The sequence below is a fragment of the Actinoallomurus sp. CA-142502 genome, assembly GCF_050936355.1.
In the GTDB taxonomy this organism is placed as follows: domain Bacteria; phylum Actinomycetota; class Actinomycetes; order Streptosporangiales; family Streptosporangiaceae; genus Actinoallomurus; species Actinoallomurus iriomotensis.
Window position 1 is genome coordinate 10500910 of the sequence record NZ_JBNJMY010000001.1, and the last position, 26828, is coordinate 10527737.

25 protein-coding genes are annotated in these 26828 nt (G+C 71.5%); 7 read left to right on the top strand and 18 right to left on the bottom strand.

The features are described from left to right. Nucleotides 1-85: 85 nt before the first annotated feature. Together ACQEV1_RS49240 and ACQEV1_RS49245 are read right to left on the bottom strand one after the other, a co-directional pair. Complete coding sequence (locus ACQEV1_RS49240) at nt 86-1699, bottom strand: acyl-CoA mutase large subunit family protein (protein WP_433404796.1); 1614 nt, start codon at nt 1697-1699, stop codon at nt 86-88. A 31-nt stretch (nt 1700-1730) separates the two neighbouring features. Then, complete coding sequence (locus ACQEV1_RS49245; protein WP_285579434.1) at nt 1731-1946, bottom strand: SCO4848 family membrane protein; 216 nt, start codon at nt 1944-1946, stop codon at nt 1731-1733. Nucleotides 1947-2025: 79 nt separating this feature from the next. Here ACQEV1_RS49245 and ACQEV1_RS49250 point away from each other — a divergent pair, with 79 nt between their 5' ends. Continuing rightward, nucleotides 2026-3540: a D-alanyl-D-alanine carboxypeptidase family protein gene (locus ACQEV1_RS49250; protein ID WP_285625425.1), complete on the top strand. Its 1515-nt coding sequence runs from the start codon at nt 2026-2028 to the stop codon at nt 3538-3540. 4 nt (nt 3541-3544) lie between these two features. On the opposite strand, the gene ACQEV1_RS49255 is transcribed toward ACQEV1_RS49250, so the two are convergent. From ACQEV1_RS49255 to ACQEV1_RS49270, 4 genes are read right to left on the bottom strand one after another with little or no spacing between them, the layout of a single operon-like run. After that, nucleotides 3545-4522 carry a YihY/virulence factor BrkB family protein gene (locus ACQEV1_RS49255; RefSeq protein ID WP_285625423.1) on the bottom strand — a complete coding sequence of 326 codons (978 nt, stop codon included), beginning with the start codon at nt 4520-4522 and terminating at the stop codon, nt 3545-3547. Nucleotides 4523-4581: 59 nt separating this feature from the next. After that, nucleotides 4582-5121, bottom strand: coding sequence for a 2'-5' RNA ligase family protein (locus tag ACQEV1_RS49260; RefSeq protein ID WP_285625421.1), 540 nt, complete (start codon nt 5119-5121; stop codon nt 4582-4584). Continuing rightward, nucleotides 5114-6157 carry a tryptophan--tRNA ligase gene (gene trpS, locus ACQEV1_RS49265; protein ID WP_285579441.1) on the bottom strand — a complete coding sequence of 348 codons (1044 nt, stop codon included), beginning with the start codon at nt 6155-6157 and terminating at the stop codon, nt 5114-5116. The genes ACQEV1_RS49260 and trpS overlap by 8 nt, the downstream gene beginning before the upstream one ends. A 12-nt stretch (nt 6158-6169) precedes the next feature. Beyond that, nucleotides 6170-7489, bottom strand: coding sequence for a hemolysin family protein (locus tag ACQEV1_RS49270; protein WP_285625419.1), 1320 nt, complete (start codon nt 7487-7489; stop codon nt 6170-6172). Nucleotides 7490-7587: 98 nt separating this feature from the next. On the opposite strand from ACQEV1_RS49270, the gene galE reads away from it, so the two are divergent. Further along, complete coding sequence (galE, locus tag ACQEV1_RS49275) at nt 7588-8535, top strand: UDP-glucose 4-epimerase GalE (RefSeq protein ID WP_433404801.1); 948 nt, start codon at nt 7588-7590, stop codon at nt 8533-8535. A 9-nt stretch (nt 8536-8544) separates the two neighbouring features. Here the strand turns inward: galE and ACQEV1_RS49280 are convergent, their stop codons facing one another. Both ACQEV1_RS49280 and ACQEV1_RS49285 read right to left on the bottom strand, forming a co-directional pair. Continuing rightward, nucleotides 8545-9804, bottom strand: a complete 1260-nt coding sequence (locus ACQEV1_RS49280; protein WP_433404804.1) for an ABC transporter substrate-binding protein — start codon at nt 9802-9804, stop codon at nt 8545-8547. 2 nt (nt 9805-9806) lie between these two features. After that, the gene (locus ACQEV1_RS49285; RefSeq protein ID WP_433404807.1) at nt 9807-11072 is read right to left on the bottom strand and encodes a Gfo/Idh/MocA family protein; all 1266 of its coding nucleotides are present in this window, start codon (nt 11070-11072) and stop codon (nt 9807-9809) included. Nucleotides 11073-11145: 73 nt separating this feature from the next. On the opposite strand from ACQEV1_RS49285, the gene ACQEV1_RS49290 reads away from it, so the two are divergent. The 3 genes from ACQEV1_RS49290 (at nt 11146) to ACQEV1_RS49300 (ending at nt 13998) form a co-directional block, all read left to right on the top strand. Beyond that, nucleotides 11146-12255: an ROK family transcriptional regulator gene (locus ACQEV1_RS49290; protein ID WP_433404810.1), complete on the top strand. Its 1110-nt coding sequence runs from the start codon at nt 11146-11148 to the stop codon at nt 12253-12255. A 27-nt stretch (nt 12256-12282) separates the two neighbouring features. Then, entirely contained in the window at nt 12283-13392 is a 1110-nt protein-coding gene (gene galK, locus ACQEV1_RS49295; RefSeq protein WP_433404813.1) for a galactokinase, read from the top strand. Nucleotides 13393-13629: 237 nt separating this feature from the next. Then, the gene (locus ACQEV1_RS49300; RefSeq protein WP_285625407.1) at nt 13630-13998 is read left to right on the top strand and encodes a hypothetical protein; all 369 of its coding nucleotides are present in this window, start codon (nt 13630-13632) and stop codon (nt 13996-13998) included. Nucleotides 13999-14049: 51 nt separating this feature from the next. On the opposite strand, the gene ACQEV1_RS49305 is transcribed toward ACQEV1_RS49300, so the two are convergent. The 3 genes from ACQEV1_RS49305 to ACQEV1_RS49315 form a co-directional block, all read right to left on the bottom strand. Beyond that, nucleotides 14050-15030, bottom strand: a complete 981-nt coding sequence (locus ACQEV1_RS49305; protein WP_285579452.1) for a malate dehydrogenase — start codon at nt 15028-15030, stop codon at nt 14050-14052. A 178-nt stretch (nt 15031-15208) separates the two neighbouring features. Continuing rightward, nucleotides 15209-16423 (bottom strand): NADP-dependent isocitrate dehydrogenase, encoded by a 1215-nt coding sequence (locus tag ACQEV1_RS49310; RefSeq protein ID WP_285579453.1) that lies wholly within the window; start codon nt 16421-16423, stop codon nt 15209-15211. Between the two features lie 118 nt (nt 16424-16541). Beyond that, a complete protein-coding gene (locus ACQEV1_RS49315) occupies nt 16542-16997 on the bottom strand; it encodes a DUF3017 domain-containing protein (RefSeq protein WP_285625405.1) in 456 nt (151 codons plus the stop codon). A 243-nt stretch (nt 16998-17240) separates the two neighbouring features. Here ACQEV1_RS49315 and ACQEV1_RS49320 point away from each other — a divergent pair, with 243 nt between their 5' ends. Continuing rightward, complete coding sequence (locus ACQEV1_RS49320; protein ID WP_433404817.1) at nt 17241-17990, top strand: FHA domain-containing protein; 750 nt, start codon at nt 17241-17243, stop codon at nt 17988-17990. A gap of 14 nt (nt 17991-18004) precedes the next feature. Here ACQEV1_RS49320 and ACQEV1_RS49325 read toward each other — a convergent pair whose 3' ends face one another. Genes ACQEV1_RS49325 through purN form a run of 4 tightly spaced genes read right to left on the bottom strand, consistent with a single transcriptional unit; the run spans nt 18005 to nt 21977 of the window. Further along, nucleotides 18005-18853: a bifunctional methylenetetrahydrofolate dehydrogenase/methenyltetrahydrofolate cyclohydrolase gene (locus ACQEV1_RS49325; protein ID WP_285579456.1), complete on the bottom strand. Its 849-nt coding sequence runs from the start codon at nt 18851-18853 to the stop codon at nt 18005-18007. A 24-nt stretch (nt 18854-18877) separates the two neighbouring features. Further along, entirely contained in the window at nt 18878-19816 is a 939-nt protein-coding gene (locus ACQEV1_RS49330) for a hypothetical protein (protein ID WP_433404820.1), read from the bottom strand. Further along, on the bottom strand, nt 19816-21372 hold the full coding sequence (purH, locus tag ACQEV1_RS49335; protein WP_433404823.1) for a bifunctional phosphoribosylaminoimidazolecarboxamide formyltransferase/IMP cyclohydrolase: 1557 nt from the start codon (nt 21370-21372) through the stop codon (nt 19816-19818). Before purH ends, ACQEV1_RS49330 begins: the two co-directional genes overlap by 1 nt. After that, the gene (purN, locus tag ACQEV1_RS49340; RefSeq protein ID WP_285579459.1) at nt 21369-21977 is read right to left on the bottom strand and encodes a phosphoribosylglycinamide formyltransferase; all 609 of its coding nucleotides are present in this window, start codon (nt 21975-21977) and stop codon (nt 21369-21371) included. The genes purH and purN overlap by 4 nt, the downstream gene beginning before the upstream one ends. A gap of 204 nt (nt 21978-22181) precedes the next feature. On the opposite strand from purN, the gene ACQEV1_RS49345 reads away from it, so the two are divergent. Next, the gene (locus ACQEV1_RS49345) at nt 22182-22673 is read left to right on the top strand and encodes a hypothetical protein (protein WP_285579460.1); all 492 of its coding nucleotides are present in this window, start codon (nt 22182-22184) and stop codon (nt 22671-22673) included. A gap of 5 nt (nt 22674-22678) precedes the next feature. On the opposite strand, the gene ACQEV1_RS49350 is transcribed toward ACQEV1_RS49345, so the two are convergent. From ACQEV1_RS49350 to sucC, 3 genes are all read right to left on the bottom strand, one after another. Next, the gene (locus ACQEV1_RS49350; protein ID WP_285625398.1) at nt 22679-24172 is read right to left on the bottom strand and encodes a cell division protein PerM; all 1494 of its coding nucleotides are present in this window, start codon (nt 24170-24172) and stop codon (nt 22679-22681) included. 411 nt (nt 24173-24583) lie between these two features. Then, entirely contained in the window at nt 24584-25468 is an 885-nt protein-coding gene (gene sucD, locus ACQEV1_RS49355) for a succinate--CoA ligase subunit alpha (protein WP_433404827.1), read from the bottom strand. Between the two features lies 1 nt (nt 25469). Beyond that, complete coding sequence (gene sucC / locus ACQEV1_RS49360) at nt 25470-26660, bottom strand: ADP-forming succinate--CoA ligase subunit beta (RefSeq protein WP_285625394.1); 1191 nt, start codon at nt 26658-26660, stop codon at nt 25470-25472. Between the last annotated feature and the right edge of the window lie 168 nt (nt 26661-26828).

The following is a 26828-nucleotide window of genomic DNA, read 5'->3' on the forward strand; positions in this document are numbered from 1 at the left end:
TGGTCGCGCTCGCCTCCTCACTCGCTACGCGGACGGCTCGTTCCTCACCGGCCGCTCCGCTCGCTCGTCGGCTCGCCGCTCCGGATCAGTAGGCGTCCGGGGGCACGTACACGCCCCAGACGTCGCGTAGAGCGTCGCAGACCTCGCCGACCGTGGCCCGGGCCCGGAGGGCCTCGCGCAGCGGGTACAGGAGGTTGGCGTGGCCGGCGGACACGTCGCCGCCCTCCGCCTGCGCGCCCTCCTTCTCGGCCAGCGCGCGCAGCTCGTCGAGCCGCCGGCTCACCTCGGCGCCGTCGCGCTCCTCGCGCAGCTTCGCCAGCTTCGCGGCCTGCGCCTCGCCGATCGCCGGGTCGACGCGGAGCGGTTCGTACGGCTCGTCGGCGTCGGTGCGGAACTTGTTGACGCCGACGACGACGCGCTCGGCGTTGTCGATCTCCAGCGCGGTGCGGTAGGCGGAGCGTTCGATCTCGGCCTTCTGGAAGCCCTTCTCGATCGCGTTCACCGCGCCGCCGAACTCCTCGACCTGGCCGATCAGCGCTCGCGTGGCCTCTTCGATGTCGTCGGTCATCGACTCGACGGCGTACGAGCCCGCGAACGGGTCGACGGTCCTCGTCAGGTCGGACTCGTTCGCGATCACCTGCTGGGTGCGCAGGGCGAGCCGCGCCGCCTTCTCGGTGGGCAGCGCGATGGCCTCGTCGTAGGAGTTGGTGTGCAGCGACTGCGTGCCGCCCAGGACCGCGCCGAGCGCCTGGATGGCGACGCGCACCATGTTGACCTCGGGCTGCTGCGCGGTGAGCTGGACACCGGCCGTCTGGGTGTGGAAGCGCAGCATCTGCGACTTGGGGTTCTTCGCGCCGAACTCGTCGCGCATGATGTGCGCCCAGATCCGGCGGGCCGCGCGGAACTTGGCGACCTCTTCCAGCAGCGTCGTGCGGGCGACGAAGAAGAACGACAGCCGGGGCGCGAAGGAGTCGACGTCTAGGCCGGACTCGACCGCCGCGCGGACGTACTCCTTGGCGTTGGCGAGCGTGAAGGCGATCTCCTGTACGGGCGTCGCGCCCGCCTCGGCCATGTGGTAGCCGGAGATCGAGATGGTGTTCCAGCGCGGGATCTCGTCGCGGCAGTAGCGGAAGGTGTCGGCGACCATCCGCAGGCTCGGCTTGGGCGGGAAGATGTAGGTGCCCCGGGCGATGTACTCCTTGAGGATGTCGTTCTGGATCGTGCCGGTGAGCTTGTCGCCCGCGACGCCCTGCTCCTCGGCGACGAGCTGGTAGAGCAGCAGGAGCACCGCCGCGGGCGCGTTGATCGTCATCGAGGTCGACACCTGGCCGAGCGGGATGCCGTCGAACAGCACGCGCATGTCCTCGATGGAGTCGATGGCGACGCCGACCTTGCCGACCTCGCCGTACGCCATCTTCGCGTCGGAGTCGTAGCCCATCTGGGTGGGCAGGTCGAAGGCGACCGACAGGCCGGCGGTGCCGGCCTCGATCAGCTGGTGGTAGCGCCGGTTGGACTCGGCCGCCGTACCGAACCCGGCGTACTGGCGCATCGTCCACGGGCGGCTGGTGTACATCGTGGGGTACACGCCGCGGGTGTAGGGGAAGGCGCCCGGCTCGCCCAGCGCGACGGCAGGGTCCCAGCCGGCCGGTGCTCCCGGGCCGTAGACCGGTTCGATCGGCAGCCCCGATTCGGAGTCCATGCCATCACCCTTCCGCTCGTCTTCCCGGTGCTCATCCGCGCCGCGGGGAGGTCCACGCCCGCCAGCCGATGGCGCCGAGGACGATCGCCAGCACGATGTTCACACACACCAGGATTCCGTGCACCACGTAGTAGGCCGTGGGCCGGGCCGGGCCGCTACCCAGATTCTTCGCGAGCATGAGCCATTCAAAGATCATGAATGCGGCAAGGCCGAGTACAAATCCTGATGCACGCCGAGAGATGTTCATCGGGCACCATTATCGCGGGTAGACCGATGTGGTCACTCAAGTACCGGTCGTCTAGCGATGGGCCGCCATGAGAAAAGTCGTGTCCTTGTTCGCCGTCTGCGGCACTGCGGGGTATCTGTGCGTGTTCTCCGTACCCGCCGATGCGTCGCCCGCCGCCGTTCCTCCCTCCGGGGAGACGATCGGCGGCAGCAGGCTGGCGAGCCACGGTTACATCCGTGACAAGAGCGTGCCGGAGCCGCCGCACATCGAGGCCTCCTCGTACGTCATCGCGGACCTGGAGACCGGCCGCGTGCTGGCGGCCAAGGACCCGCACGGCCACTACCGCCCGGCGAGCACGCTGAAGACGCTCACGGCGATCACGCTGATCCCCCGGCTCGACCCCAAGCAGAAGGTCCGGCCCTCGCTGAACGCCGTGAACGCCTCCGGCTCGGCGGTCGGCCTGGACGAGAAGATGTCCTACACGGTCGACCAGTTGTTCCACGGCCTGCTGATGCAGTCGGGCAACGACGCCGCCGTCGCCCTGGCCGAGGCCGGCGGCGGGATGAAGACCACGCTCGCGGCGATGAACGCCGAGGCGAAGCGGATCCAGGCGAACGACACGGTGGCCCGTACGCCCAACGGCCTCGACGACGACCCGCCGCTCACCCTGACGCAGCAGCACAGCTCCGCGTACGACCTGGCGCTGATCATGAAGCAGGGCCTCACCCTGCCGGACTTCATCAAGTACGTGAAGGCGACGACCTACCACTGGCCGGCGCCGCCGACCAAGGAGGAACGCAAGAAGGGCAAGAAGACCGGCGGCTGGGAGATCGGCACGCACGACCACCTCCTGGTCGGCAACCACTACTCCGGCATGATCGGCGGCAAGAACGGCTGGACGAGCCACGCGCTGGGCAGCTTCGTCGGCGCGGCGAGGCGCAACGGCCACACGATCATCATCTCCCTCATGCACGCCCAGTCCGACTTCTGGCCCGACGCCCGCGCCCTGCTCGACTGGGGCTTCGCCGAGCGCGACAAGGCCGAGCCGGTCGGCACGCTCGTGAACCCGATCCCGCCGCCCCCCAAGCCCACGCCGAAGCCCGTGGCGCACAAGCCGGCCGCCGACGGACGGACCACGTCCTCCGGCGAACTCGCCTGGTGGAAGATCGGGCTGCCCGCGGGCGCGGCCGTCGCGATCATCGCCGGGCTGGCCGTGGGCCTGCGGCGCCGCCGTCGTCCCGCCGCCGCGGGACCGGACCCGTCGCCCGCGGACGACGCGCCGCCGTACGAGGCGGGCGCGACCGAGAGCCCCGACGCGGACCCGCCGCGCACCCGGCGCACGCCGCCCGGCGACGTGAAGGTGGCCGGCTCGCCCCTGGACTCGGGCGGTCGCGACCGGCCGGACTCCTGGTCGACGATGCCGAACCCGACGCATGGCCCGGCCGGTGAGCCGGAGTCCGCGCCCGGCGAGGACACGGTACGGGACGACGCGGAGAACGGCCGGGGTTCGCGCGGCCCGTTCGAGCCCCTGGGGGGAAACGGCGGAAACGGCGCGGACGATGGGGACCCGACGACGCCCGACGAGCCGCACGGCGACGAACCGGCGCGCCCCTGAGGCGTCAGGAGTCCTTCTCGGGGGGCTTGGTCTGTTCACGCGCCGTGTCCTCTTCCGGTTCCGGGGGGTTGGCGTCCACCGCCAGGATCACCCGGCGGGTCGCCGTCCACGCGGCGGTGAACAGGATGAACCGCGACGAGAGGTTGATCCACACCAGCAGTCCGACGATCACGGCGAACGAGGCGTACACGGGGTTTCTCATGGTGTGCGCGATGAACAGCGCGCCGACGATCTTCAGCGCCTCGAACCCGACGGCGCCGAAGAGGCATCCGCGCAGCAGGTGCCGCCAGGACGCCTTGGTGCCGGCGAGTGTGGTGAACAGGATGAGGAAGATCACACCGTCGGCGACGACCGCGACGGACAGGGCGATGAGCCGCAGGAGGGTGCCGGCGCCGGTCACGTCCGCGAGGCCGAGCCAGCCGAGTACGGCGTGCGTGGTGGCGGAGGCCGCCGAGGACAGGATCACCGAGGCGAGCAGCGCGAGGCCGAGCAGGCACAGCACGCCGAGGTCGCGCAGCCGGTTGACGACCGGGTTGCCCTCGCCTTCGGCGCCCTGCCAGATCGTGCGCAGGGACTCGCGCCAGACCCCGATCCAGCCGAGGCCGCTCCACGCGAGCCCGAGGAGGGCGAACACGCTCGCACCGGCCTTGGCCGAGGCGATCTGGTCGACCGGCAGCCGGTGGGACAGCTCGGGCAGGAGCTGGTCCAGTGCCTTGGCGACGGCGTCGCGTGCCTGCGGGCTGATCGCCACGATGTAACCGGTGACGGCGAACGCCAGGGCGACCAGCGGGAAGAACGACAGGAAGCCGTAGAAGGTCAGCGCCGCGGCCATCCGGTCGCCGCGCTGGTCGCGGTACCGGATGTAGGCGCGGCCGAGGTGGTCGACCGTACGCCAGCGGGCGCGCGCCTGACGTAGCACGCGCTTCATGGCCTCTTCGGCCGAGCTGACCCAGTGACGCATGCTGTCCAGGACCGCCGTCATTTCGACGGACTACCCCGGCGGAGCGCAAAGATTCAGAAAACCGAAACCCGACTTTGGAATCACCCTGAAACGCCGGCGCCGAATGCGAAGTCGCGTTGCGGCCGCCAGACTCCGTCGACGCCGTGCTCGTAAAGCGAGAATCCCCAGACCGGAAATTCCGCCTCATATTCGGACAAATCCTTGAAAGCCCGGTCGAGCAGATCGTCGGACAGGTGGTGGGCGACCGTGACGTGCGGGTGGTAAGGGAAGCTCAGCGCGCGGTCGAGCGGGCCACGGCGTACGCGCAGCTCCAGGCGCTCGCACTCGCTGATCCCGGTGGCCGGCGCCACGAACACCACCGGCGAGATCGGCCGGAACGTCCCCGTGCCGCGCAACAGGATCCGGAACGGCCGCTCCTCCGCCGCCACCGCGCGCAGGTGCTCCTCGATCTCCTCCAGCGCCGCCGAGGCGATCCGCAGGGGCGGGACCAGCGTGATGTGCGTCGGGATCGAGCGGGCGAGCGGATCACCGAAGGACGCGCGCGCCTGCTGGAGCTCCCGGCCGTACGGGTCGGGTATCGGGATGGCCACCCCGATGGTCCGCTCCGCCGGGTCAGGCACGGCCCAGGAACCCGACCCGATCGCGGACGGCGTCCATGGTCTGCCGGGCGACCGCGCTCGCGCGGTCGGCGCCGCGGGCCAGCAGGCGATCGAGCTGTGCTTCGTCGGCGAGGAGCTTCTCGGTGCGCTCGCGAATGGGCGTGAAGGTGTCGAGCACGGCCTGGGCGAGATCCTTCTTCAGCGCGCCGTACCCCTGTCCCGCGTAGCGGCGTTCGAGGTCCGGAACAGAGGTCTCGCTCAATGCGGAGTAAATGCGCAGAAGGTTGGTTACGCCGGGCTTGTTCTCTTCGTCGGCGATGATCTCGGTGCCCGTGTCGGTCACCGCGCGCATCACCTTCTTGCGCAGCGGACCCGGGTCGTCGAGCAGGTCGAGGATGCCCTGCGGCGACGACGAGGACTTGCTCATCTTCGCCGTCGGCTCCTGCAGGTCGGTGATCTTGGCGGTGGCCTCGGGGATGTAGGGCTCCGGCGTCACGAACGTCTCGCCGAACCGGTGGTTGAAGCGCTGCGCGAGCGTGCGGGTCAGCTCCAGGTGCTGCCGCTGGTCCTCGCCCACCGGCACCTGGTCGGCCTGGTAGAGCAGGATGTCGGCGGCCTGGAGCACCGGGTAGGTGAACAGGCCGATCGAGGTCGCGGAGGTGCCCTGCTTGGCCGACTTGTCCTTGAACTGCGTCATCCGGCTCGCCTCGCCGAACCCGGTCAGGCAGCCGAGGATCCACGCCAGCTCGGCGTGCTCGCGCACGTGGCTCTGCACGAACAGCGTGCTGCGCTCGGGGTCGATCCCGATCGCGAACAGCTGCGCGGCCGCCACCCGGGTGCGCCGCCGCAGCACCGCCGGGTCGTGCTGGACCGTGATCGCGTGCAGGTCGACGACGCAGTAGAACGCGTCGTGCGTGTCCTGCAGGGCGACCCACTGGCGCAGCGCGCCGAGGTAGTTGCCGAGGTGGAACGAGTCAGCGGTCGGCTGGATGCCGGACAGGACGCGCGGTCGCACGCCGTCCGGCCGGGTGGACGGCGGATTCGGCTCGGTGGGCATACGTGAATTCTCTCAGGACTCGTCGGGCTCCGGCTCGGGGACCGGGTCGGGGACCGGTGGAGGAGTGACGCGCACCCGCGCCACCCGCCGCCCGTCCACCTCGGTGACAGAGAGACGATGCCCGCCGACCATGGTCATCTCCCCCACCTGGGGCAGATGACCGAGAACGGCCATGAGGTATCCGGCGACCGTCTCGTACGGGCCTTCGGGCAGCTCAACGCCGGTTTCGTCGGCGAAGTCGTCGATGTTCAGCAGGCCGTCGACGTCCAGCGCGCCGCCGTGCAGCCGCTTCGCGTGGGCGTCCTCGACGTCGTACTCGTCGCGGATGTCGCCGATCAGCTCCTCGACGAGGTCCTCCAGGGTCACGATCCCGGCCGTACCGCCGTACTCGTCCACGACGATCGCCAGGTGGTGGCCCTCGCGCCGCATCTCCGACAGCACCGCCAGCACGCGCTTGCCGGCCGGCAGGTAGAGCACAGGCCGTACGACGTCGCCGACGGGCGTCGTGAGGCCGGACTGCTGCGGGTCGAGCAGGTCACGGACGTGGACGAACCCGACCACGTCGTCGTGGGACTCGCGGTAGACCGGGTAGCGCGAGTGCGGGCTGCCGGCGGCGACCTGGGCCGCCTTGCACAGCGGGGTGGCGGCGTCGAGGAACTCCACCTCGGTACGCGGCACCAGCACCTCGCGCAACTGGCGTTCCCCGGCCGCGAACACCTCCTCGATCAGGTTCCGCTCGTCCGGCGCGATCTCGGTGGTGCCCGCGACCAGCGCGCGCACCTCCTCGGCGGTGATCTTCTCGCGGGAGGCCGCCGGGTCGCCGCCCAGCAGCCGCACGACGAGGTTCGTGGACCTGGACAGCAGCCAGATGACCGGGCGGGAGATGATCGCCATCCGGTCGAGGAACGGTGCCACGAGCAGCGCCACGCCCTCGGCCCGCTGGAGGGCCAGGCGCTTGGGCGCCAGCTCGCCGATGACCAGCGTGACGTAGGAGATGATCAGCGTGACGCCGACGACGCCCACCAACCCCGCGAGGCCCTCGGACAGCCCCGTGTGCTCGACCAGGGCCTTCTTGGCGGTGTCGGACAGCGTCACGGCACCGTACGCCGAGGAGAGCAGGGCGGTCAGGGTGACGCCGATCTGCACGACCGCCAGGAACCGGTTGGGGTCGCTGACCAGCCGGGCCACGGCGGCGCCGCGACGGCCACGCTCGGCGATCCGCCGGACCTGGCTGTCACGAAGGGAGACGAGAGCGAGCTCGGACGCGACGAACAGCGCCTCGACCAGAATGAGCGCCAAGACGATGGCGGCGCTCGCGAGCGTCCCCGTCATGGGAGACGCCGATGTCTATGTGGGGCGTCCATGTCCTGGTTGGTTGTCGGAAAGACTAGAGCTGTAAGCGTACCCGTTCATGAATACAGGAGGTCCTGATGAAGCTTCTCGTCACGGGGGGCGCCGGCTACATCGGCAGTGTCGTCGCGGCGAAACTGCTGGAGGCCGGGCACGAGGTCGTCGTGCTGGACGACTGCTCGACCGGGCACGGCGACGCCGTCCCGGCGGGTGTTCCGCTGATCCACGCGACGCTCCGTGAGGCGGCCGGCGACGTGCTCGCGGAGGGCTTCGACGGCGTCCTGCACTTCGCGGCCAAGTCCCTCGTGGGCGAGTCGGTGGAAAAGCCCGGTCTGTACTGGGACAAGAACCTCGGCGAGTCGCTCGCCCTGCTGGACGCCATGCGCGTGCACCGGACCCCGCGCATCGTCTTCTCCTCCACGGCGGCGACGTACGGCGAGCCGGAGCGCACCCCGATCCTCGAGACCGACCCGACCCGGCCGACCAACCCGTACGGCGCGTCCAAGCTCGCCATCGACACGACCCTCGCCGAGTACGCCCGCATGTACGGGATCGGCGGGGTCAGCCTGCGCTACTTCAACGTCGCCGGGGCGTACGGCGCGTACGGCGAGCGGCACACCGTCGAGACGCACCTGATCCCGAACGTCCTCGCGGTCCCCCAGGGGAAGCGCGAGTCGGTCTCGATCTTCGGCACCGACTACCCGACCGCCGACGGCACCTGCGTTCGCGACTACATCCACGTCGTGGACCTGGCCGTGGCGCACCTGCTCGCCCTCGACGCCTGCGCGCCCGGCGAACACGAGATCTTCAACCTGGGCAGCGGCTCGGGGTACTCCGTACGCGAGGTCATCGACGTCTGCCGTGAGGTCACCGGCGAGCCGATCCCGGCGGTCGAGAGCCCCCGGCGACCCGGCGATCCGGCCGTGCTGATCGCCTCCTCCGCCAAGATCACCGACCGGCTGGGCTGGAAGCCCGAGCGCGACCTGCGGGCGATGGTGGCCGACGCGTGGGAGTTCATCCGGTCCTGAGCCCGCTCGTCAGCGGGTCAGCGGGCCCAGCTCGGCCTGGAGCCGCGCCAGGGCCTGCTGGGGGCCGGTGTCGCCGTGCAGGGCGGCATAGACGTCCTTCTGGATCGCCGCGGTGACGTCGCCGTAGCGGACGACCTGCGGCCGTGGCCGGGCGCCCTGGATCGACTTCAGCATCGTCGGCAGGTACGGCTGTGCCTTGACCAGGTCGGCGTCGGAGTACAGCGCCGTGAGCGACATGGGATAGGCGCTGGTGAGCCCGAAGCTCTTCTCGGCCTCCTTCCCGGTCGCGTAAGCCAGGAAGTCCAGGGCCGTCCGCCGGTGCCGGGAGAAGGACGAAACGGCGAGGTTGTTGCCGCCGAGGGTGGAGGTGCCCGGGCCGTTCAGGCCGGGCAGCGGCGCGACCCCGAACCGGCCGGCCACCTTGCTGGTGCCGTCGGTCTTTCCCGCGGTGGAGTACACATAGCCCCAGTTGCGGTGGAACAGCAGGCGCCCGGCCTCGAAGTCGCGGCGGCCGTTCTCCTCCTGGTACCCGATGGCGGCGCGCGGGATCGTGCCGTCCTTGAAGCCGTTCACGAGGAACTCCAGGCCGTGGAGGGCCTCGGGCGTGCCGAGGGCCGGGCGGCCCGAGGCGTCGATGACCTGGCCGCCCGCACTGGCGACCGCCTCGCTGAAGTTCACGGTGAGGCCCTCGTACTTGTCGTACTGCCCGGCGTAGCAGCCGATGTCCTTGGTCCTGCGGACCTCGGCGCAGTCGGCGGTCAGCTCGGCCCAGGTGACCGGAGGCCGGGTGATGCCGGCCTTCTTCAGCAGGTCGGTGCGGTAGTAGAGCAGTCCCGCGCCGGTCAGCCACGGCACGGCGTACAGCCGGCCGCGGTACTCCCCGGTGCGCAGCGACGGTGCGAGGAAGGCGCCGGTGGGCAGCGTCTTCGCGTCGATCGGTTCGACCCAGCGGTTCGCGGCGAACTCGGCGGTCCAGACGGCGTCGAGCGTGACCACGTCGAACGCGTCGGACTTGATCTGGGCGTTCTGGATGAGCTGCTGCCGCTGGGCGTCGGCGGCCTCGGGCAGTTCGACCACCCTGACCTTCTCGCGCGGGCGGGCGCGGTTCCACACATCGACGATCTTCGTCAGCGCCCCGGTCGGTTCCTTGAACATGGCCCAGGTGATCGGCCCGCGGCCGGAGGAGTCCGCCGACGAGCCGGACGAGCAGCCGCCGGCCAGCGTCACGGCCAGTGCCGCGCCCGCCGCGGCCCAGCGTGCAGGGTTCATGGTCACTCCGATCGGGGGGACGGCTCGGTGAGGGTGACGACGGTCCCGGTGCGCCGCGCGCGCTCGGCGGCCCAGACGAGCCGGTGGCTGTCGAGCGAGGTACGCGCGTCGGTGAGCAGCGGCGCCGGGTCGCCGGCGGCGAGCGCCGCGACGAACGCCTCCACCAGCGCCCGGTCGGCGCCGCCGTGGTCACCGTCGAGCGCGGCCTCGTCGTCACCGGTCTCGACGAGTTCGCGCCGCCCGGTGACGAAGTCGTGGACCGTGAGGCCGCGCCCGTCGCCCTCGATCGCGCCGCGCGTGCCGAAGACACGCGTCCGGCGGGAGCTCATGGGGGTGAACGCCGTGACGGTGAGCGAGGCGGTGACGCCGCCCTCGTACTCGATCATGACGACCTGCTGGTCGGCGACGTCGTTGTCACCGCCGTACACGCATCGCCCGTACGGGCCGGTGCGCAGAGCCTCGCGTACGCCCTCCGGCGAGGTGTCCGCGGTGAGCGCGGTGTGCGGCCATCCCCGCCGCTCCGGCTCGCCGGCCAGGCGGAAGTAGATGCGCGGGGCGGAGTACGGGCAGTCGGGCTCGACCGCGCAGTCCAGGCAGCGGTCGGCCGCCCCGGCGGGACGGTTCTCCGGCCGGAAGTGGATCAGGCCGCCGAAGGACGACACCCGCCGCGCCGGCCGTCCGATGACGTGGGCGAGCCAGTCGACGTCGTGGCAGCACTTGGCGAGCAGCATCGGCGAGGACAGGCGCTCGCTGCGCCAGTTGCCGCGCACGAACGAGTGGGCGAAGTGCCACCAGCCGACCGGCTCCAGGTGCTGGACGTTGACCACGTCGCCGATCCGCCCCTGGTCGAGCAGATCCTTGAGCGCGCGGGTGTAGGCGGAGTAGCGCATGACGTGGCAGACGGCGAGCATGACCCCGGACCGCTCGACGGCCTCGGCGATCTTTCGCGACCCCGCCTCGGTGGGCGCCATCGGCTTCTCGAGCAGCAGGTGGTAGCCGAGGCCGGCGAAGGCGACCGCGGGCTCGACGTGCTGGGCGTCCTGCGTCGCGACGATCATCGCGTCGGCGAGCCTCGGCCGGGCGGCGAGGTCCCGCCAGTCGGCGAAGACGTTCTCGGGCGGCAGCCCGTGCTCGGCGGCGATCGCCGTACGGCGACGCTCGTCCGGCTCGGCCACCGCGACCAGCCGGGCGCGCCCGCCCGCCGCGGCGTGGCGCGCGTAGTCCCGGCCGCGGATGCCCGCTCCTGCCACCGCCAATGTGACCGGCATGCCCTGCCCTCACTTATTAAAGGAAGTTCGTTTAATAATGAGCCGGTCGGTGCTCAAGTCAAGGGAGTGCGTCATGGGAGAGGGCGGCACCCCATCGCGTCTGCGCCGGCTGAACTCCGCCGACGTCCTGGCCGCGCTGTACGCGCGGGGGCCGCGGACGCTGAGCGAGGTCAGTGAGGCCACCGGGCTGTCGCGCCCGACTGTGGAGGACGTCGTCGACGACTTCGTCGGCCGCCGCGTCGTACGCGAACTGCCGCCGGAGCCCGGGGGCGCGGGACGCCCGGCCCGGCGTTTCCGGTTCGCCGCCGATGAGGGGTTCGTGGCCGGCGTCGACATCGGGGTCCACACGATCCTCGTCATGCTGGCCGACCTGGAGGGTGAGGTACGCCACGTCCTCCGTACCGAGGTGAGTCCCTCGCAGGACGCCGGCGGGCGGCTCTCGGCGACCCGCCGGACCCTGGAACGGTGCCTGACGTCGAGCGGAGTGCCCGCCGGCCGCCTTCGCGCCGTCGGGATCGGCACGCCCGGTGTCGTGCGCGACGGCACGGTGACCCTGTGCACGGTGCTGCCCGGCTGGACGGGCCTGAACCTGCCGCGCGCCCTTGGATCGGTCGCGGAGAACGTCGTCGTGGGGAACGACGCCAATCTGGCGACCGTCGCCGAGCACTGGCGCGGCGCGGCCCGGCATGTGAGCGACGCCGTGTGCCTGCTCGCGGGCAACCGGATCGCCGCCGGCATCCTCATCGGCGGCCGGCTCCACCGAGGCCACCGGGGCGGGGCCGGCGAGCTGGGACTGCTCCCGGTCCTGCGCTGGGAGGGCGCCCCGGACCGGCTGCTGGCGGCCGTGTCCTCGGCCGGCGACCTGGCGTCGGTGTTCGCCGCGGCGCGCGGCGGCGAGCCGGAGGCGGTCGCGGCCGTGGAGACCTTCACCGACGACCTGGCGACGGGCGCGGCGGCACTGCTGCTGGCGGTCGACCCCGCGCTGGTCGTCGTGGGCGGCGGCCTGTCGCGCGCCGGCGACCTGATCATCACCGGGCTGCGCAAACGTCTCTCCTCGCTCTGCCCGCACACGCCGGAGATCGTCGCCGGGGAGCTCGGCGACGAGGCGGTCGCGACCGGCGCCGTGCGCATCGCGCTGGAGCGGGCCACCGAGCCGCTGTTCCCCTCCGGCCTGCCGATATGATCGCTGCTCGATTCGAGGAGCGGCGACATGGGCTTCCAGGAGACCTACGGGCGCGAGCCGGACGGGGTCTGGCACGCGCCGGGCCGGGTCAACCTGATCGGTGAGCACACCGACTACAACGACGGTTTCGTGCTGCCGTTCGCGCTGCGCCAGGGCGTCACGGTGGCCGCCGCCCGGCGCGACGACGGGGTGTTCGAGCTGCGTTCGCTGCAGTCGCGCTCGACCACCGAGGTGACGGACCCGACGCCTGGCTCGGTGGACGGCTGGGCCGCGTACGCCGCCGGCGTCGTGTGGTCGCTACGCGAGGCCGGATACCAGGTCGGCGGGGCGTCGCTGCTGATCGACGCGGACCTGCCGCAGGGCGCGGGCCTGTCGTCCTCGGCGGCGCTGGAGTGCGCGGTCGCGGTGGCGCTGTGCGACCTGTACGGCATCGAGGTGCCGCGGCCGGCACTCGCCCGCATCGCCCAGCGCGCGGAGAACGACTTCGTCGGCGTGCCGTGCGGGATCATGGACCAGTCGGCGTCGCTGCTGTGCACCGAGGACCACGCGCTGTTCCTCGACTGCCGCAGCGGCCTGTCGGCACAGGCACCGCTCGACCTGACCGGGCTGACGCTGCTGGTCATCGACACGCGAGCCGAACACGAGCTGGTGGACGGCGGGTACGCCGACCGCCGCACGGCCTGCGAGAAGGCGGCCGAACTCCTGGGCGTACCGGCCCTGCGCGACGTCACCGACCTGGCCGAGGCCCTGTCCCGGCTCGGCGACCCGGTGCTGCGCCGCCGCACCCAGCACGTGGTGACCGAGAACCACCGCGTGGAGGCCACGGTCGGCCTGTTGCGCGCGGGCGCGGTCGGGGAGGTCGGGGCGCTGCTGACGGCGTCACACCTGTCCCTGCGCGACCAGTTCGAGGTCTCGTGGCCGGAGGCCGACGTGGCGGTCGAGGAGTCGGTACGCGCGGGCGCCCGCGGCGCCCGCATGGTCGGCGGCGGTTTCGGCGGCTCGGTCATCGCCCTGGTGCCCACCGCCCGCGCCGAGCGCGTACGCGAGGCCGTGACGGAGGCCTACGCGCGTCGCGGCTGGGCCGAACCACGCTTCCTGGACGCGACCCCGTCCGCCGGAGCCCGCCGCCTACGCTGACTCGCCGCGGATCAGCGTTCCACAGGCCGAGTTCGGCATCGACGTCGGTTCTGAGCCGCGTGGCCGTCTGCGCCGACGCCTCCGTGATCTTGGCGGCGGCGGTGACCTGCGTCGGACCGAACGCGGCCCCGCACGTCGAAGGTTCGCGGCGCCCCTGTGGACAACCGCCCGATCTTCGCGTCGGCGGATCATCGAAATCGGCATGACCCGCGCGCTGGAACCGCCATGCTGGGACGCATGCGGCGGTATGACGCGTTGACGGTGTTCCTTCTCCTCGTCGGAGGGGTGATCGTTCCGGTGGCCGGGTGGGTGGCCGGGGCGGTCATGCTTCTCGTCTCCCGGCGGTGGACGTTGCGGGACAAGCTCGTCGGGCTGCTCATCTGGCCCGGTGGGCTCGCCGTCGCGGTCGGGCTCATCGCCTTCTCGCCGACCCGTACCTGCGTCTATGTCGACGACTCGTCCGGGCACCACGGACAGTGCACCGGCACGACGATCCCCGGTTGGGTCGGGATTCCCCTGCTCGTGCTGGCGATCGCCGGGCCGCTCGTCACCGCCGTCCACCTCCTGCGCCGCGCGCGGCGGGCCAGGTCGGCTCAGGCCGAATGAACGCGAACGGCCGCCGGGGCGTGCACCCCGGCGGCCGTCGTCCGGTCAGCGTCAGATGAGGCCGAGCTCGCGCACGGCGTCGCGCTCCTCCTCCAGCTCGCGCACCGAGGCGTCGATGCGCTCGCGGGAGAACTGGTTGATGTCCAGGCCCTGGACGATCTCCCACTTGCCGTCCTTGCAGACGACCGGGAAGGAGGACACGAGGCCCTCCGGCACGCCGTACGAGCCGTCCGAGACGACCGCCATCGACGTCCAGTCGCCCTCGGGGGTGCCGTGGATCCAGGTGTGCACGTGGTCGATCGCGGCCGACGCGGCGGAGGCCGCCGACGAGGCGCCCCGCGCCTCGATGATCGCCGCGCCGCGCTTGGCGACGGTCGGGATGAACGTGTCGCGCAGCCACTCGGCGTCGTTCAGCGCCTGGGCGGCGTTCTGCCCGCGGACCTCGGCGTGGAAGACGTCCGGGTACTGCGTCGCGGAGTGGTTGCCCCAGATCGTCATCTTCTTGACGTCGGCGACCGCGGCGTCGAGCCGCTTGGACAGCTGCGCGATCGCGCGGTTGTGGTCGAGGCGGGTCATCGCGGTGAAGCGCTCGGCCGGCACGTCCGGGGCGTGGGAGCGTGCGATCAGGGCGTTGGTGTTGGCCGGGTTGCCGACCACCAGGACGCGCACGTCGCTCGCGGCGCCGGAGTTGATCGCCTCACCCTGCGGCTTGAAGATGCCGCCGTTGGCCTCGAGCAGGTCGCCGCGCTCCATGCCCTTCGTACGCGGGCGGGCGCCGACGAGCAGCGCGACGTTGGTGCCGTCGAAGGCGTGCTTGGCGTCGTCGGTGACGTCGATGCCCTCCAGCAGCGGGAACGCGCTGTCGTCCAGTTCCATCGCCGTGCCCTCGGCGGCCTTGACGGCCGCGGGGATCTCCAGCAGGCGCAGCCGTACGGGAGTGTCGGGGCCGAGAAGCTGCCCCGAGGCGATGCGGAAGAGCAGGGCGTAGCCGATCTGGCCGGCGGCGCCGGTCACGGTCACATTGACGGTCATCGTTGGTTTCTCCTGCGGTACGAGGTCCTCGCCGAGCGCAGAAACTCCGTGGAGGTCTCTCGCCGTCGAGACATTCCACCGGCCAGGCTACCGTGCGGCCTTTCCGGCGGTCTCCGTGGGTACGCGAACGGGGACGCCGCGGCGCGCCGCGACGTCCCCGTCAGTGCGAGAAGCCGGGTCAGGCCAGCTTCTTCTGGAGGTTCTCGTCCAGCGCGGTGAGGAACTCCTGGGTGGTCAGCCAGCCCTGGTCGCCGCCGACGAGCAGCGCCAGGTCCTTGGTCATCTGGCCGCCCTCGACGGTCTCGACGCAGACCTTCTCCAGCGTGTTGGCGAACTCGGTCACCGCGGGGGTGTTGTCGAGCTTGCCGCGGTGGGACAGGCCCCGGCTCCAGGCGAAGATCGACGCGATCGGGTTGGTCGACGTCGGCTTGCCCTGCTGGTGCTGGCGGTAGTGCCGGGTGACGGTGCCGTGGGCGGCCTCCGCCTCGACCGTACGGCCGTCGGGGGTCATCAGCACGGACGTCATCAGGCCCAGCGAGCCGAAGCCCTGCGCGACGACGTCGGACTGCACGTCGCCGTCGTAGTTCTTCGTCGCCCAGACGAAGCCGCCGTCCCACTTGAGGGCCTGGGCGACCATGTCGTCGATGAGGCGGTGCTCGTAGGTGATGCCCGCGGCCTCGAAGTCGGCCTTGAACTCGCTCTCGAAGACCTCGGCGAACAGGTCCTTGAAGCGGCCGTCGTAGGCCTTGAGGATCGTGTTCTTGGTGGAGAGGTACAGCGGGAACTTGCGGTCGAGGGCGTACCGCATGGTCGCGCGGGCGAAGTCGCGGATGGAGGAGTCGAAGTTGTACATCCCCATCGCGATGCCGCCGCCGGGGAACTCGGCGACCTGGAACTCCATCGGCTCCGAGCCGTCGGCGGGCTCGAAGGCGATCGTCAGCTTGCCGGGGCCGGGGGTGACGAAGTCGGTGGCGCGGTACTGGTCGCCGTGGGCGTGACGGCCGATGATGATCGGCCTGGTCCAGCCGGGCACCAGCCGGGGGATGTTGGAGACGACGATCGGCTCACGGAAGACGACGCCGCCGAGGATGTTGCGGATGGTGCCGTTGGGCGACCGCCACATCTTCTTCAGGCCGAACTCCTCGACCCGGGCCTCGTCGGGGGTGATGGTGGCGCACTTGACGCCGACACCGTGCTCCTTGATGGCGTTGGCGGCGTCGACCGTGACCTGGTCGTCGGTCGCGTCGCGGTGCTCCATCCCCAGGTCGTAGTACCGCAGGTCGACGTCCAGGTAGGGCAGGATCAACTGGTCCTTGATGAATTGCCAGATGATCCGCGTCATCTCGTCGCCGTCGAGTTCGACGACGGGGCCCGCTACCTTGATCTTGGGCATGCTGTAGCTGTCCCTTCTTACGCCGTGGTAGCGAGGGCACGATCGGCTCTTGCGCTCCACACTGGTCAGCAGTCCTTCGTTGGGCTCGCTGATGAGGCTATCGGAGCGCCGGCGTAATTCAGCCGCTGGTCCCCTTCGCGACAAATGCGACAAGCGTGATACCGACCGCGGCGGCCGTCATGAGGAACACGTCGAGCCACCTGCGCCGCACCGCCAGCATGCCCACCTGGCTCTCCGGCAGCACCAGCCGCGCGAGCGCCGCGATGAACACCGAGGCGGCGATGAGCATGCTTCCCCGCCGGAAGTGATTAGTGGCCACGACGATGAGGCCGGCCGCCACCCCGCACAGCACGAAGGCGTACGGGAGCCGGCTGAGCCAGCGCGGCACCGCCGGACGTGGCCGCGCCCGGTCACCCCCGCGCGCGGCCGGCGGGGTCGAGGGACCCGGCTTCGGGTGCGGGCCGGCCGGATCCCCCACCGGCCCGGGGGAGTCGGCCGCCCCCGAGCGCGGCTCCGGGACGTAGGGCTGCTGGGTCGACCCGCCCGGCTCAGGCGGACCGTACGGCTCTGACATGGCTCCTATCTTGGCAGCGCCGGACGCACGGCGTCCGGGGCCCGGCCCTGACAATACGGTCGAGAAGTCCTGTCTCGGTTGTCACGATGGTGTCAATGCGGCCGTGACTTACCGGTCCAAAATGCTCGTCATGCCCCAAGATTCCCGTCGTACTCGTACCTACCGATGAGTAGGATGGTGTGACCATGGCCGGTCCGGGTAACCCGCCAGACAGGGGTCGCTAACTAGCTGGGAGGGACCGCCGTGGAGGGCCCGTTCATACGGATCGAGGAGAGCGGCACCGTACTGCCGCTGCGACCCGAGGTGACCACGATCGGGCGGGGGCGGGGTGTCGACATCCGGCTCGACGAGCCCAGCGTCTCCCGGCTGCACGCGGAGTTGATCCGGCGTGGCCCGTACGTCTACGTGGTGGACCTCGGACTCTCACGCAACGGCACACGAGTCAACGGACGGCCGATCGCCCGGCGCGTCCTCGAGGACGGCGACGTCGTCAGCTTCGGCGCCGCCCGCTGCCGGATGGGCGGCATCCCGCGCGAAGACGTCGATCCCGACGTCGAGCTGCGCCGGGCCGTCGCGCCCGACCTGACGCGGCGGGAGATCGACGTGCTCACGTCGCTGTGCCGGCCGGCACTGTCCGACGAGGCGTTCGTGGCGCCCGCCACGGCGCGCGAGATCGCGACCGACCTGGTCGTGACCGAGGCCGCGGTCAAGCAGCACCTGCTGCGCCTCTACCAGAAGTTCCGCATCCCGGAGGGCGCCAACCGGCGCACTCGGCTGGCCAACGAGGTCATCGCACTCGGCCTCGTACGCCCCCTGCCACCGGTGCACGTGCCGCCCCAGGGCGGCCGTACGCCGGAGACCGCCCGGCGCCCGGACGGTCCCCGGCCGGGCGGTGGCGCCGGCGCGGTGGGCGGAGCACCGGGAGCCCCACGTCAGCCCGGCCCGCGGCGTCCGGCCGCACCGGGCGCACCGAACCGCCGCGCGGCGAGCTGACCCGCCCAGCGGCGCTACGCGGCCTTCTCGGCGGCCTCCACGACGTTCGTGAGCAGCATGGCGCGGGTCATCGGGCCCACGCCTCCGGGCATCGGCGCGAGCCAGCCCGCGACCTCGCGGACGCCGGGGTCCACGTCGCCGGTCAGCCCCGCGTCCGTACGGGTGATGCCGACGTCGAGCACGGCCGCGCCGGGCTTGATCATGTCGGGCTTGATGAGACCGGGCACGCCCGCGGCCACCACGACGATGTCGGCGCCGCGGGTGTGCGCGGCGAGGTCCTTGGTGCCCGTGTGGCAGGTCGTCACGGTGGCGTTCTCGGTGCGGCGGCCGAGCAGCAGGCCGAGCGCCCGGCCGACGGTGACGCCGCGGCCGATCACGGTGACGTCGGCGCCGCGGATGGGCACGTCGAAGCGGCGCAGCAGCTCGACGATGCCGCGCGGCGTGCACGGCAGCGCACCCGGCTGCATCAGCACGAGCCGGCCGAGGTTGACCGGGTGCAGGCCGTCGGCGTCCTTGGCCGGGTCGATCCGCTCCAGCACGCGCTGCTCGTCCAGCCCCTTGGGCAGCGGAAGCTGCACGATGTAGCCGGTGCAGGTCGGGTCCGCGTTCAGCTCGTCGACGACGGCCTCGACGTCCGCCTGCGTCGCCGTCGCGGGCAGGTCGCGCCGGATGCTCGCGATGCCGACCTCCGCGCAGTCACGGTGCTTGCCCGCGACGTACGCGTGGCTGCCCGGGTCGTCGCCGACGAGCACCGTGCCCAGCCCCGGGACGATGCCGCGCTCACGCAGGGCCGCGACACGCTCCTTGAGCCGCGTACGGATCTCCGCCGCGGTCGCCTTGCCGTCCAGTATCTGTGCGGTCACGTGCGCCATTGTCTCAGGCGGCGATCAGCTTCCGAACGACCACCTGCGGCGGCGACGCGGTGGAGGGGGCAGATCGAGGGGATAGGGCGGAGGGGGCTCGACCGGCAGCGGCTCCCCGTCGGGCCCGACGCGGCTCATCGCCTCCATCCGGCCCGCCGCCAGATCGGCGTGCGGGATCATGAAGTCGCCGTTCGGCAGGTCGCCCGCGAAGGTCCGGCCGACGATCGCGGCGGGCAGGAAGGGGCCCACCGGACCGGTCCGGTCATGATCCGGCCAGTCCATCGCGGCCGACTCCCAGCCCCAGGAGCCCGAGGACACCGGCACCGGCTCGTCCGTACCGAGGATCACCCAGTGGTCGGTCCACACCGGCGCGCCGATCCGCGGGACGCCGCCGGTGTGGCAGTCGACGGCGGGCAGTTCGAGGCGGTCGGGGTGGCGCGGGACGTACCAGAGCAGGAGCGGGTCCGACAGGGTCGCGTCGCGGTTGTCGAAGCAGCACAGCGCGATCGCGTGGTCGGGATAGCTCTGGGCGTAGAAGTCGAACAGCGGGCGGTTGGCCGGGATACGGCGGTGCTCGGGCACGAGACGGAGCGCGTCGGGGATCAGCGAGGCGTTCGTCGCGAGCACGACGGTGTAGATGTCGTGCTCGAACACCTGCACGGGCGGCGGCGCCGCGCCCGCCGGCGCGCCGCCCGGCGCCGGCATGCCGTATCCCACCGAACGCGGCGTGAGCGCGTCGGCCATCTCCCGCAGGATGTGGCGCGCGCCGCTCGTGTCCACGAAGTTGTCCTGCGTCATGCCGACTCCGGGCAGGTGGAGCAGCATGGCGTTCGGACCGGTGGCGTGGTTGGCCGCCACGTTCTGGTACCCGAGCACGTGCACGAGCCCGTGCTCGGGGTGCCGGACGCGGCCGTGATACAGGATCGTGTCAGCGAACCGCGCCGGCGCCGCCGAGACGCACATCAGTGGAAGAAGTGCCGGACACCGGTGAAGTACAGCGTGACCCCGGCCTTCTCCGCGGCCTCGATCACGTCGGCGTCGCGTACCGAGCCGCCGGGCTCGACGATGGCGCGCACGCCCGCCTCGGTGAGCACCTCCAGCCCGTCCGCGAACGGGAAGAACGCGTCGGACGCGCCGACCGAGCCCGACGCCCGGTCCCCCGCCCGCGCGACCGCGAGCCGTGCGGAGTCGACCCGGTTGACCTGGCCCATGCCGACGCCGACGGTCGCGCCGTCGGCCGCCAGCAGGATCGCGTTGGACTTCACCGAACGGCACGCCCGCCACGCGAACGCCAGGTCGCGCAGCGTCGCCTCGTCGGCCGCGGCACCCGCCTTCAGCTCCCAGGCGGCGGGGTCGTCGCCGGCCGCGTCGATCCGGTCCGTGCTCTGGGTCAGCAGGCCGCCGTCGATGCGCCGGAACTCCGTGACCCCCGCCGGACCCTCCGGGCAGACGAGCAGCCGGATGTTCTTCTTCACGGTGAGTAGCGAGAGCGCCTCCTCGTCGAAGGCGGGCGCGACCAGAACCTCGGTGAAGATGTCGGCGACCTGACGCGCCATCTCCGCCGAGACGGGCCGGTTGGTGGCGATCACGCCGCCGTACGCGGACAGGGAGTCGCAGGCGTGCGCCTTGCGGTGCGCCTCGGCGATGTCGGCGCCCACGGCGATGCCGCAGGGGTTGGCGTGCTTGATGATCGCCACGCACGGCTCGGCGAAGTCGTACGCCGCGCGGCGTGCGGCGTCGGCGTCGACGTAGTTGTTGTAGGACATCTCCTTGCCGTGGAGCTGGTCGGCCTCGGCCAGCCCGCCGGCGTGGGAGGTGTACAGCGCGGCGCGCTGGTGGGGGTTCTCGCCGTAGCGGAGGACGGCCTTGCGGTCCCACACGCTCGCGACGACCGGCGCCCAGCCGCTCTCCTCGCCGACCTCGTCGGGCGCGTAGGAGTTCGCGAACCAGGAGGCGACCGCGGCGTCGTAGGCGGCGGTGTGCGCGTACGCCGCCGCGGCGAGCCGCTTGCGCTCCTCCGCCTCGAACCCGCCGCGCTGTACGGCGTCCAGGACCGCGCCGTACGAGGCGGGGTCGACGACGACGGCGACGCTCTGGTGGTTCTTGGCGGCGCCGCGGACCATCGCGGGCCCGCCGATGTCGATCTGCTCCACGATCTCGTCGGGGCCGGCGCCGGAGGCGACCGTCTCCGCGAAGGGGTAGAGGTTGGAGACCAGCAGGTCGAAGGGCTCGACGTGCAGGTCCTCCAGCTGCTGGACGTGGTCGGGGTTGCGCCGGTCGGCGAGCAGCCCGGCGTGCACCTTCGGGTGCAGCGTCTTGACCCGGCCGTCGAGGCACTCGGGGAAGCCGGTGAGCTTCTCCACCTTCATGACCGGTACGCCCGCGTCGGCGATGCGGGCCGCGGTCGACCCCGTGGAGACGATCTCGACACCCGCCCGATGCAGGCCGGTGGCCAGCTCCTCCAGGCCGGACTTGTCATAGACGCTGATCAGCGCACGCTTGATCGCGATCCGGGTCACCCGATCCTCACTCTCCTGCTGCTCTCGATGGTCCATCCTTCGCGGACCAGACGGCCCACGGTCCGCACGAGCAGCGGACGCTCGACGTCCTTGATCCGCTCGTGCAGCGCGTCTTCGTCATCGTCGTCGAGCACCGGCACCGCCTCCTGGGCGATGATCGGGCCGGTGTCGACGCCGGAGTCCACGAAATGGGCGGTGCAGCCCGTCACCTTCACGCCGTGTTCGAGAGCGTCGCGTGCGGCCTGCGTGCCCGGGAAGGCGGGCAGCAGCGCCGGATGGGTGTTGATCACCCGGCCGCCGAAGCGGTCGAGGAAACGCGCGCCGAGGATCTTCATGAAGCCGGCCGAGACGACCAGGTCGGGGTCGTACTTGTCGACCGCCTCGGTGAGAGCGGCGTCCCACCGGTCGCGCGTCTCGTGGTCCTTGACCCGCTCGACGAACGTCGGCACTCCGGCACGGTCGGCTCTCGCCAGACCCTCGATGCCGTCACGGTCGGCGCCGACGGCGACGACGCGGGCCCCGTAGGCTGGATCGGCACACGCGTCGAGCAGCGCCTGTAGGTTGGTCCCCGCACCGGAGACGAGGACGACGAGCCGGGCGGACACCGTGACTCCCAGGAGATACGGACGGATTGGCGGGCCGTACCAGCCTATCGGCCGGCGCTCGGCCAGGTTCAGCCGACACCAGGAGGCAGCAGCCGTGATCGAGGTGGCGCCCTCCTCCCGCGCCGCGCGCCGCCCCGTACGGGACACCCGCCCGCAGGCCATAGCGTGACCCCCAAGAGCAGCCGGACCGAACCAGGAGACATCGTGAGCGACGCCCAAGGACCGGGCGAGAGCGGACCGCAGACGCAGCTTCCCGGCCCGCCACCTTCCGCACCCCCGCCCCCGCTGCCGCCCACCCCGGTGGAGCGCGGCGGGATGCGCGCGCTGTCGCTGAGCGTCATCGGCCTGCTGTTGCTGTTCCTGCCGATCCCGGGGCTCGCCCTGCTCGGCCTGGGGCTGCTGGTCGCGGGCGTGGTCACCGGCGTACGGGCCCGCCGCCGCGCCAAGCGCGTCCTCACCCGCGCGCCGGGCGCCATCGGCGGCATCGTCGTCGGCGCGATCGGGCTGTGCTTCGCCGTCGCCGGCATCGCGATCGGCGCGGTGGTCGCGACGGAGTTCAGCGACTACGAGAACTGCCGCTCCTCCGCGCTGACCATCACCGACAAGCAGACCTGCCAGGACCGCTACTTCCCCAAGATCGAGCGCAAGCTGCACCTGCCGGCGGGCTCGATGGACCGCTACCGCTCGATGTTCTGACGCCGTCAGCGGGGGCGGTCGCGCGGCGGGCGCTTGCGCAGCGGGGAGACCGAGCCGGGGTCGGCCTCCTTGCGCGGGCGCGGGACTCCGGGCAGCCGCTTCCGCTCGCCGATCGGCGTCACCCCGTCGGGCAGCGGCGGCGGGATCTCCACCGTGGCCAGCACTGGCTCCGGGTCCTCGAACTGCACCTTGTCGGCAGCCTTGGCGGGCGCGGCGGGCGCCGGCTCGGGTGTGTCGTCCTCGGCCGGTGGCATGCGGCGCAGCAGATGCCAGTTCGCCGCCCAGGCGGCGATGGCGGCCGAGACACCGACCTCCAGCGCCGCCATCAGGCCGGTCTGCCAGGCGGAGGGACCCATGACGGCCATGCGGTGACCGCCGACGGGCCCGCCGGACAGCGCCGCCAGGAACGCCATCACACCGCCCGTCACCACGCCGCAGACGAAGCCCCACAGCGGCGCCGCCTCGCCCACCGCGCTCGGCAGGGCCCGGATGGTCAGCACACCTCCGGTGACGCCCGCGACGAACGGCACGACCAGGGCGAGCAGCGACACCAGCGGCGCGGGCCCGGGCGACGGCAGCGCCGCGAGCGGCGGGAACGAGGGGATCATGCCGACGAAGACCCCGGACGGCGCCACGCTCGTACCCGCACCGACCGCGAACCCGGGCCCGACGGCGTACGACACGGCCCAGATCGCGGCGTTCGGCAGGTAGGCGATCGACACGATGGTCAGCAGAACGCCGCCGACGATGCCGGTGCCGAGCACGCCGTAGATGTCGGCCAGCTCCGAGACGTGGAAGAGCAGCGAGACCAGGAAGATCAGCAACCCGGACGCGATGAGCACGGTCATCGCGCCGGTGACCCCGGCGGCGAGCGACCGCGCGCGGTGCGGCAGCAGCATGAAGATCGCCACCCAGGGCGAGCGCTTCGTGGTCGAGGCGACCAGGGCCCGCGCCGCGCCGAGCCCGCCGGCGACGAGAGCGAGCAGGAAGCACGCCAGGAGCGCCTGCCAGGCCGACGGCGAGACCACGCTGGACCGGGCGAGGAGGGCGAGCAGGAAGGCCAGCACGGCGTAGGGGACGGCGAGCGCGAGCGCGGCGTGCACGACACCGATGCGGTACCGCCCGCGAACCCGGCCGGTGCGGGTGATCCACCCGCCGCCGCGGAACAGCAGCGCGCCCGGCAGCACGGTCAGACCGAGGGGAAGCAGCCCCACCCGGCCGTGCGGCACCGAGAAGCCGGCGTGGTGGGAGACGAGCCAGAAGTTCACCGCGGTACGGAACACGCCCGGCAGACCGGTGCCGAGCGCCGTACGCGGGGCGGCGATCCAGCCGATCAGCGTGACCGTGGTGAGCGTGGTCAGACCGAGCCCGGCACACCAGACGGCGGCGACGATCCCGGAGACGGCGAGCGGCCGTACCGCTGGCTCGGCCGAGAGCTCGACCGAGCCGGCCTCGTCACCGACATCCTCGCCGGACGCGCGTGCCCGTACGTCGCTCATTGGATCGTCACCGCTCCTCGACTGGCTGCGCACAGACCGCCACCATGCTCGCAGCCAAGAGCCCAGCACCGAAGCCAAGCCACCCGGCGTGTCGCGGGATCGCAGCCGCCCCCAAGCCCAGCCCCGCCCGCACAGTCCCCGCCCGCACAGTCCCCGCCCGCACAGTCCCCGCCCGCACAGTCCCCGCCCGCACAGTCCCCGCCCGCACAGTCCCCGCCCGCACAGTCCCCGCCCGCACAGTCCCCGCCCGCACAGTCCCCGCCCGCCCGGGGGGCCGATCCCACTTCCATTGTCCAGCGCGACACAGCAACGCAGGTAGGCCCGCAGACGCCTGTGGACAACGCACCAGCCCGAGAACGCGAAGGCCCCGGTACCGCCGTGGGATGGCGGCCGGGGCCCTCTGCGTGCGCGTCAGCGCGACATGATCTCGCGCATGAGGCGGGCGGTTTCGCTGGGGGTCTTGCCGACCCGGACACCGACCTTCTCCAACGCCTCCTTCTTCGCCTCGGCCGTCCCCGACGAGCCCGAAACGATCGCGCCGGCATGCCCCATGGTCTTGCCCTCCGGCGCGGTGAACCCCGCGACATACCCGACCACCGGCTTGGTCACGTTCGCCTCGATGTAGGCCGCCGCACGCTCCTCCGCGTCCCCGCCGATCTCCCCGATCATCACGATCGCGTCGGTCTCCGGATCGGCCTGGAACGCCTCCAGAGCATCGATGTGGGTGGTCCCGATCACCGGGTCACCACCGATCCCGATACAGGTGGAGAACCCGATGTCCCGCAGCTCGTACATCATCTGGTACGTCAGCGTCCCCGACTTCGACACCAACCCGATCCGCCCCGGGCTGGTGATGTCGGCCGGAATGATCCCCGCGTTCGACTTACCCGGCGAGGCCACCCCCGGACAGTTCGGGCCGATGATCCGGGTCTTGTTGCCCTTGGCCACCGCATGCGCCCACGCCACCGTCGAGTCATGCACCGGGATCCCCTCAGTGATCACGATGCACAGGCCGATCTCCGCATCGATCGCCTCGATCACCGCGTCCTTGGAGAACCTCGGCGGCACGAACGCCACCGACACATCCGCCCCGGTCTGGGCCATCGCCTCAGCGACCGAGCCGAACACCGGCAGATCCCGGCCCTCGCTCGTGACCGTCTGCCCCGCCTTACGCGCGTTCACCCCACCCACGACGTTCGTGCCGGCCCGCAGCATCCGCGCGGTGTGCTTGGTTCCCTCCGAGCCGGTCATCCCCTGCACGATGACCTTGCTGTCCTCGGTCAGCCAGACCGCCATCTCAAACTCCCTGCGAAGCCAGCTCGGCGGCGCGCCGCGCCGCCTCATCCATCGTCTCGACCTGCTCGATCACCGAGATCGCGGCCTCATTGAGAATCCGGCGGCCCTCCTCGGCGTTGTTGCCGTCCAGCCGCACCACGATCGGCCGATCCACCGTCTCGCCCCGATCGCCCAGCAGCTTGACGGCCTGGACGATCCCGTTCGCGACCGCGTCACCGGAGGTGATCCCGCCGAACACGTTGATGAACACGCTCTTGACCGACGGGTCGCCCAGCACGATCTCCATGCCGTTGGCCATCACCTCAGCCGACGCGCCACCACCGATGTCCAGGAAGTTCGCCGGCTTCTGCCCCCCGTATCGCTCCCCGGCGTAGGCGACCACGTCCAGGGTGGACATCACCAGACCGGCGCCGTTACCGATGATCCCGACCGAACCATCGAGCTTGACGTAGTTCAGGTCCTTCGCCTTGGCCTTGGCCTCCAGCGGATCCGCCGACGCCGCATCCTCCAGCGCCTCATGCTCGGGCTGGCGGAACGCCGCGTTCCCATCCAGGGTGACCTTGCCGTCCAGGGCCTTGACCTGACCATCAGCGGTCAGGATCAACGGGTTCACCTCGACCAGCGTGGCGTCCTCATCGACGAACGCGGCCCACAGCCGCTCGATGAGCTCGGCGGCGCCGTCCAGCGCCTCGGCCGGCAGCCGCCCGGCGGTCGCGATCTCCCGCGCCTTGGCCCGGTCGACCCCGGTCAGCGCGTTGATCGGGACCTGCGCGACGGCCTCGGGCTTGGTCGCGGCGACCTCCTCGATCTCCATACCGCCCTCGACCGAACAGATCGACAGGAACGTGCGGTTGGCGCGGTCGAGCAGGAACGAGAAGTAGAACTCCGAAGCGATCGCGCTCGCCTCTTCGACCAACACCTTGTGGACCGTGTGGCCCTTGATGTCCATGCCGAGAATCTGCCGCGCCTTCTCCTCGGCATCGGCAGGCGAGTCCGCCAGCTTCACACCACCGGCCTTACCGCGGCCACCGGTCTTCACCTGGGCCTTCACCACGACACGCGAGGTACCGGCCGCGGCGAACTCCTCAGCGATCGCCCGAGCCTCCTCCGGCGTCGTAGCGATCTTGCCGGCGGGAACCGGGACGCCGTACTCCGCGAAGAGCTCCTTCGCCTGATGTTCGAACAGGTCCACGGGGGTCCGTCCTTAACGGGATCGACAGGGTTGCGACCGCGTCCAGCGGTCCGCTCCGACCAGGCAGCCTAGTCGCTATGGCGTAAGAGACCGACCTCCGGGTCCCAAGGAGTGCTTCGCATCGGTGACACTCGGGTAATGACGACGTGAACTACAGGTGTTTACCGG

Bases quoted from the DNA above. Each gene is read 5' to 3' on its own strand.
- ACQEV1_RS49240 (WP_433404796.1), bottom strand. From the start codon at position 1,699: ATGGACTCCGAATCGGGGCTGCCGATCGAACCGGTCTACGGCCCGGGA.
- ACQEV1_RS49245 (WP_285579434.1), bottom strand. From the start codon at position 1,946: ATGAACATCTCTCGGCGTGCATCAGGATTTGTACTCGGCCTTGCCGCA.
- ACQEV1_RS49255 (WP_285625423.1), bottom strand. From the start codon at position 4,522: ATGACGGCGGTCCTGGACAGCATGCGTCACTGGGTCAGCTCGGCCGAA.
- trpS (WP_285579441.1), bottom strand. From the start codon at position 6,157: ATGCCCACCGAGCCGAATCCGCCGTCCACCCGGCCGGACGGCGTGCGA.
- ACQEV1_RS49270 (WP_285625419.1), bottom strand. From the start codon at position 7,489: ATGACGGGGACGCTCGCGAGCGCCGCCATCGTCTTGGCGCTCATTCTG.
- galE (WP_433404801.1), top strand. From the start codon at position 7,588: ATGAAGCTTCTCGTCACGGGGGGCGCCGGCTACATCGGCAGTGTCGTC.
- ACQEV1_RS49280 (WP_433404804.1), bottom strand. From the start codon at position 9,804: ATGAACCCTGCACGCTGGGCCGCGGCGGGCGCGGCACTGGCCGTGACG.
- ACQEV1_RS49285 (WP_433404807.1), bottom strand. From the start codon at position 11,072: ATGCCGGTCACATTGGCGGTGGCAGGAGCGGGCATCCGCGGCCGGGAC.
- ACQEV1_RS49290 (WP_433404810.1), top strand. From the start codon at position 11,146: ATGGGAGAGGGCGGCACCCCATCGCGTCTGCGCCGGCTGAACTCCGCC.
- galK (WP_433404813.1), top strand. From the start codon at position 12,283: ATGGGCTTCCAGGAGACCTACGGGCGCGAGCCGGACGGGGTCTGGCAC.
- ACQEV1_RS49300 (WP_285625407.1), top strand. From the start codon at position 13,630: ATGCGGCGGTATGACGCGTTGACGGTGTTCCTTCTCCTCGTCGGAGGG.
- ACQEV1_RS49305 (WP_285579452.1), bottom strand. From the start codon at position 15,030: ATGACCGTCAATGTGACCGTGACCGGCGCCGCCGGCCAGATCGGCTAC.
- ACQEV1_RS49310 (WP_285579453.1), bottom strand. From the start codon at position 16,423: ATGCCCAAGATCAAGGTAGCGGGCCCCGTCGTCGAACTCGACGGCGAC.
- ACQEV1_RS49315 (WP_285625405.1), bottom strand. From the start codon at position 16,997: ATGTCAGAGCCGTACGGTCCGCCTGAGCCGGGCGGGTCGACCCAGCAG.
- ACQEV1_RS49330 (WP_433404820.1), bottom strand. From the start codon at position 19,816: ATGTGCGTCTCGGCGGCGCCGGCGCGGTTCGCTGACACGATCCTGTAT.
- ACQEV1_RS49350 (WP_285625398.1), bottom strand. From the start codon at position 24,172: ATGAGCGACGTACGGGCACGCGCGTCCGGCGAGGATGTCGGTGACGAG.
- sucD (WP_433404827.1), bottom strand. From the start codon at position 25,468: ATGGCGGTCTGGCTGACCGAGGACAGCAAGGTCATCGTGCAGGGGATG.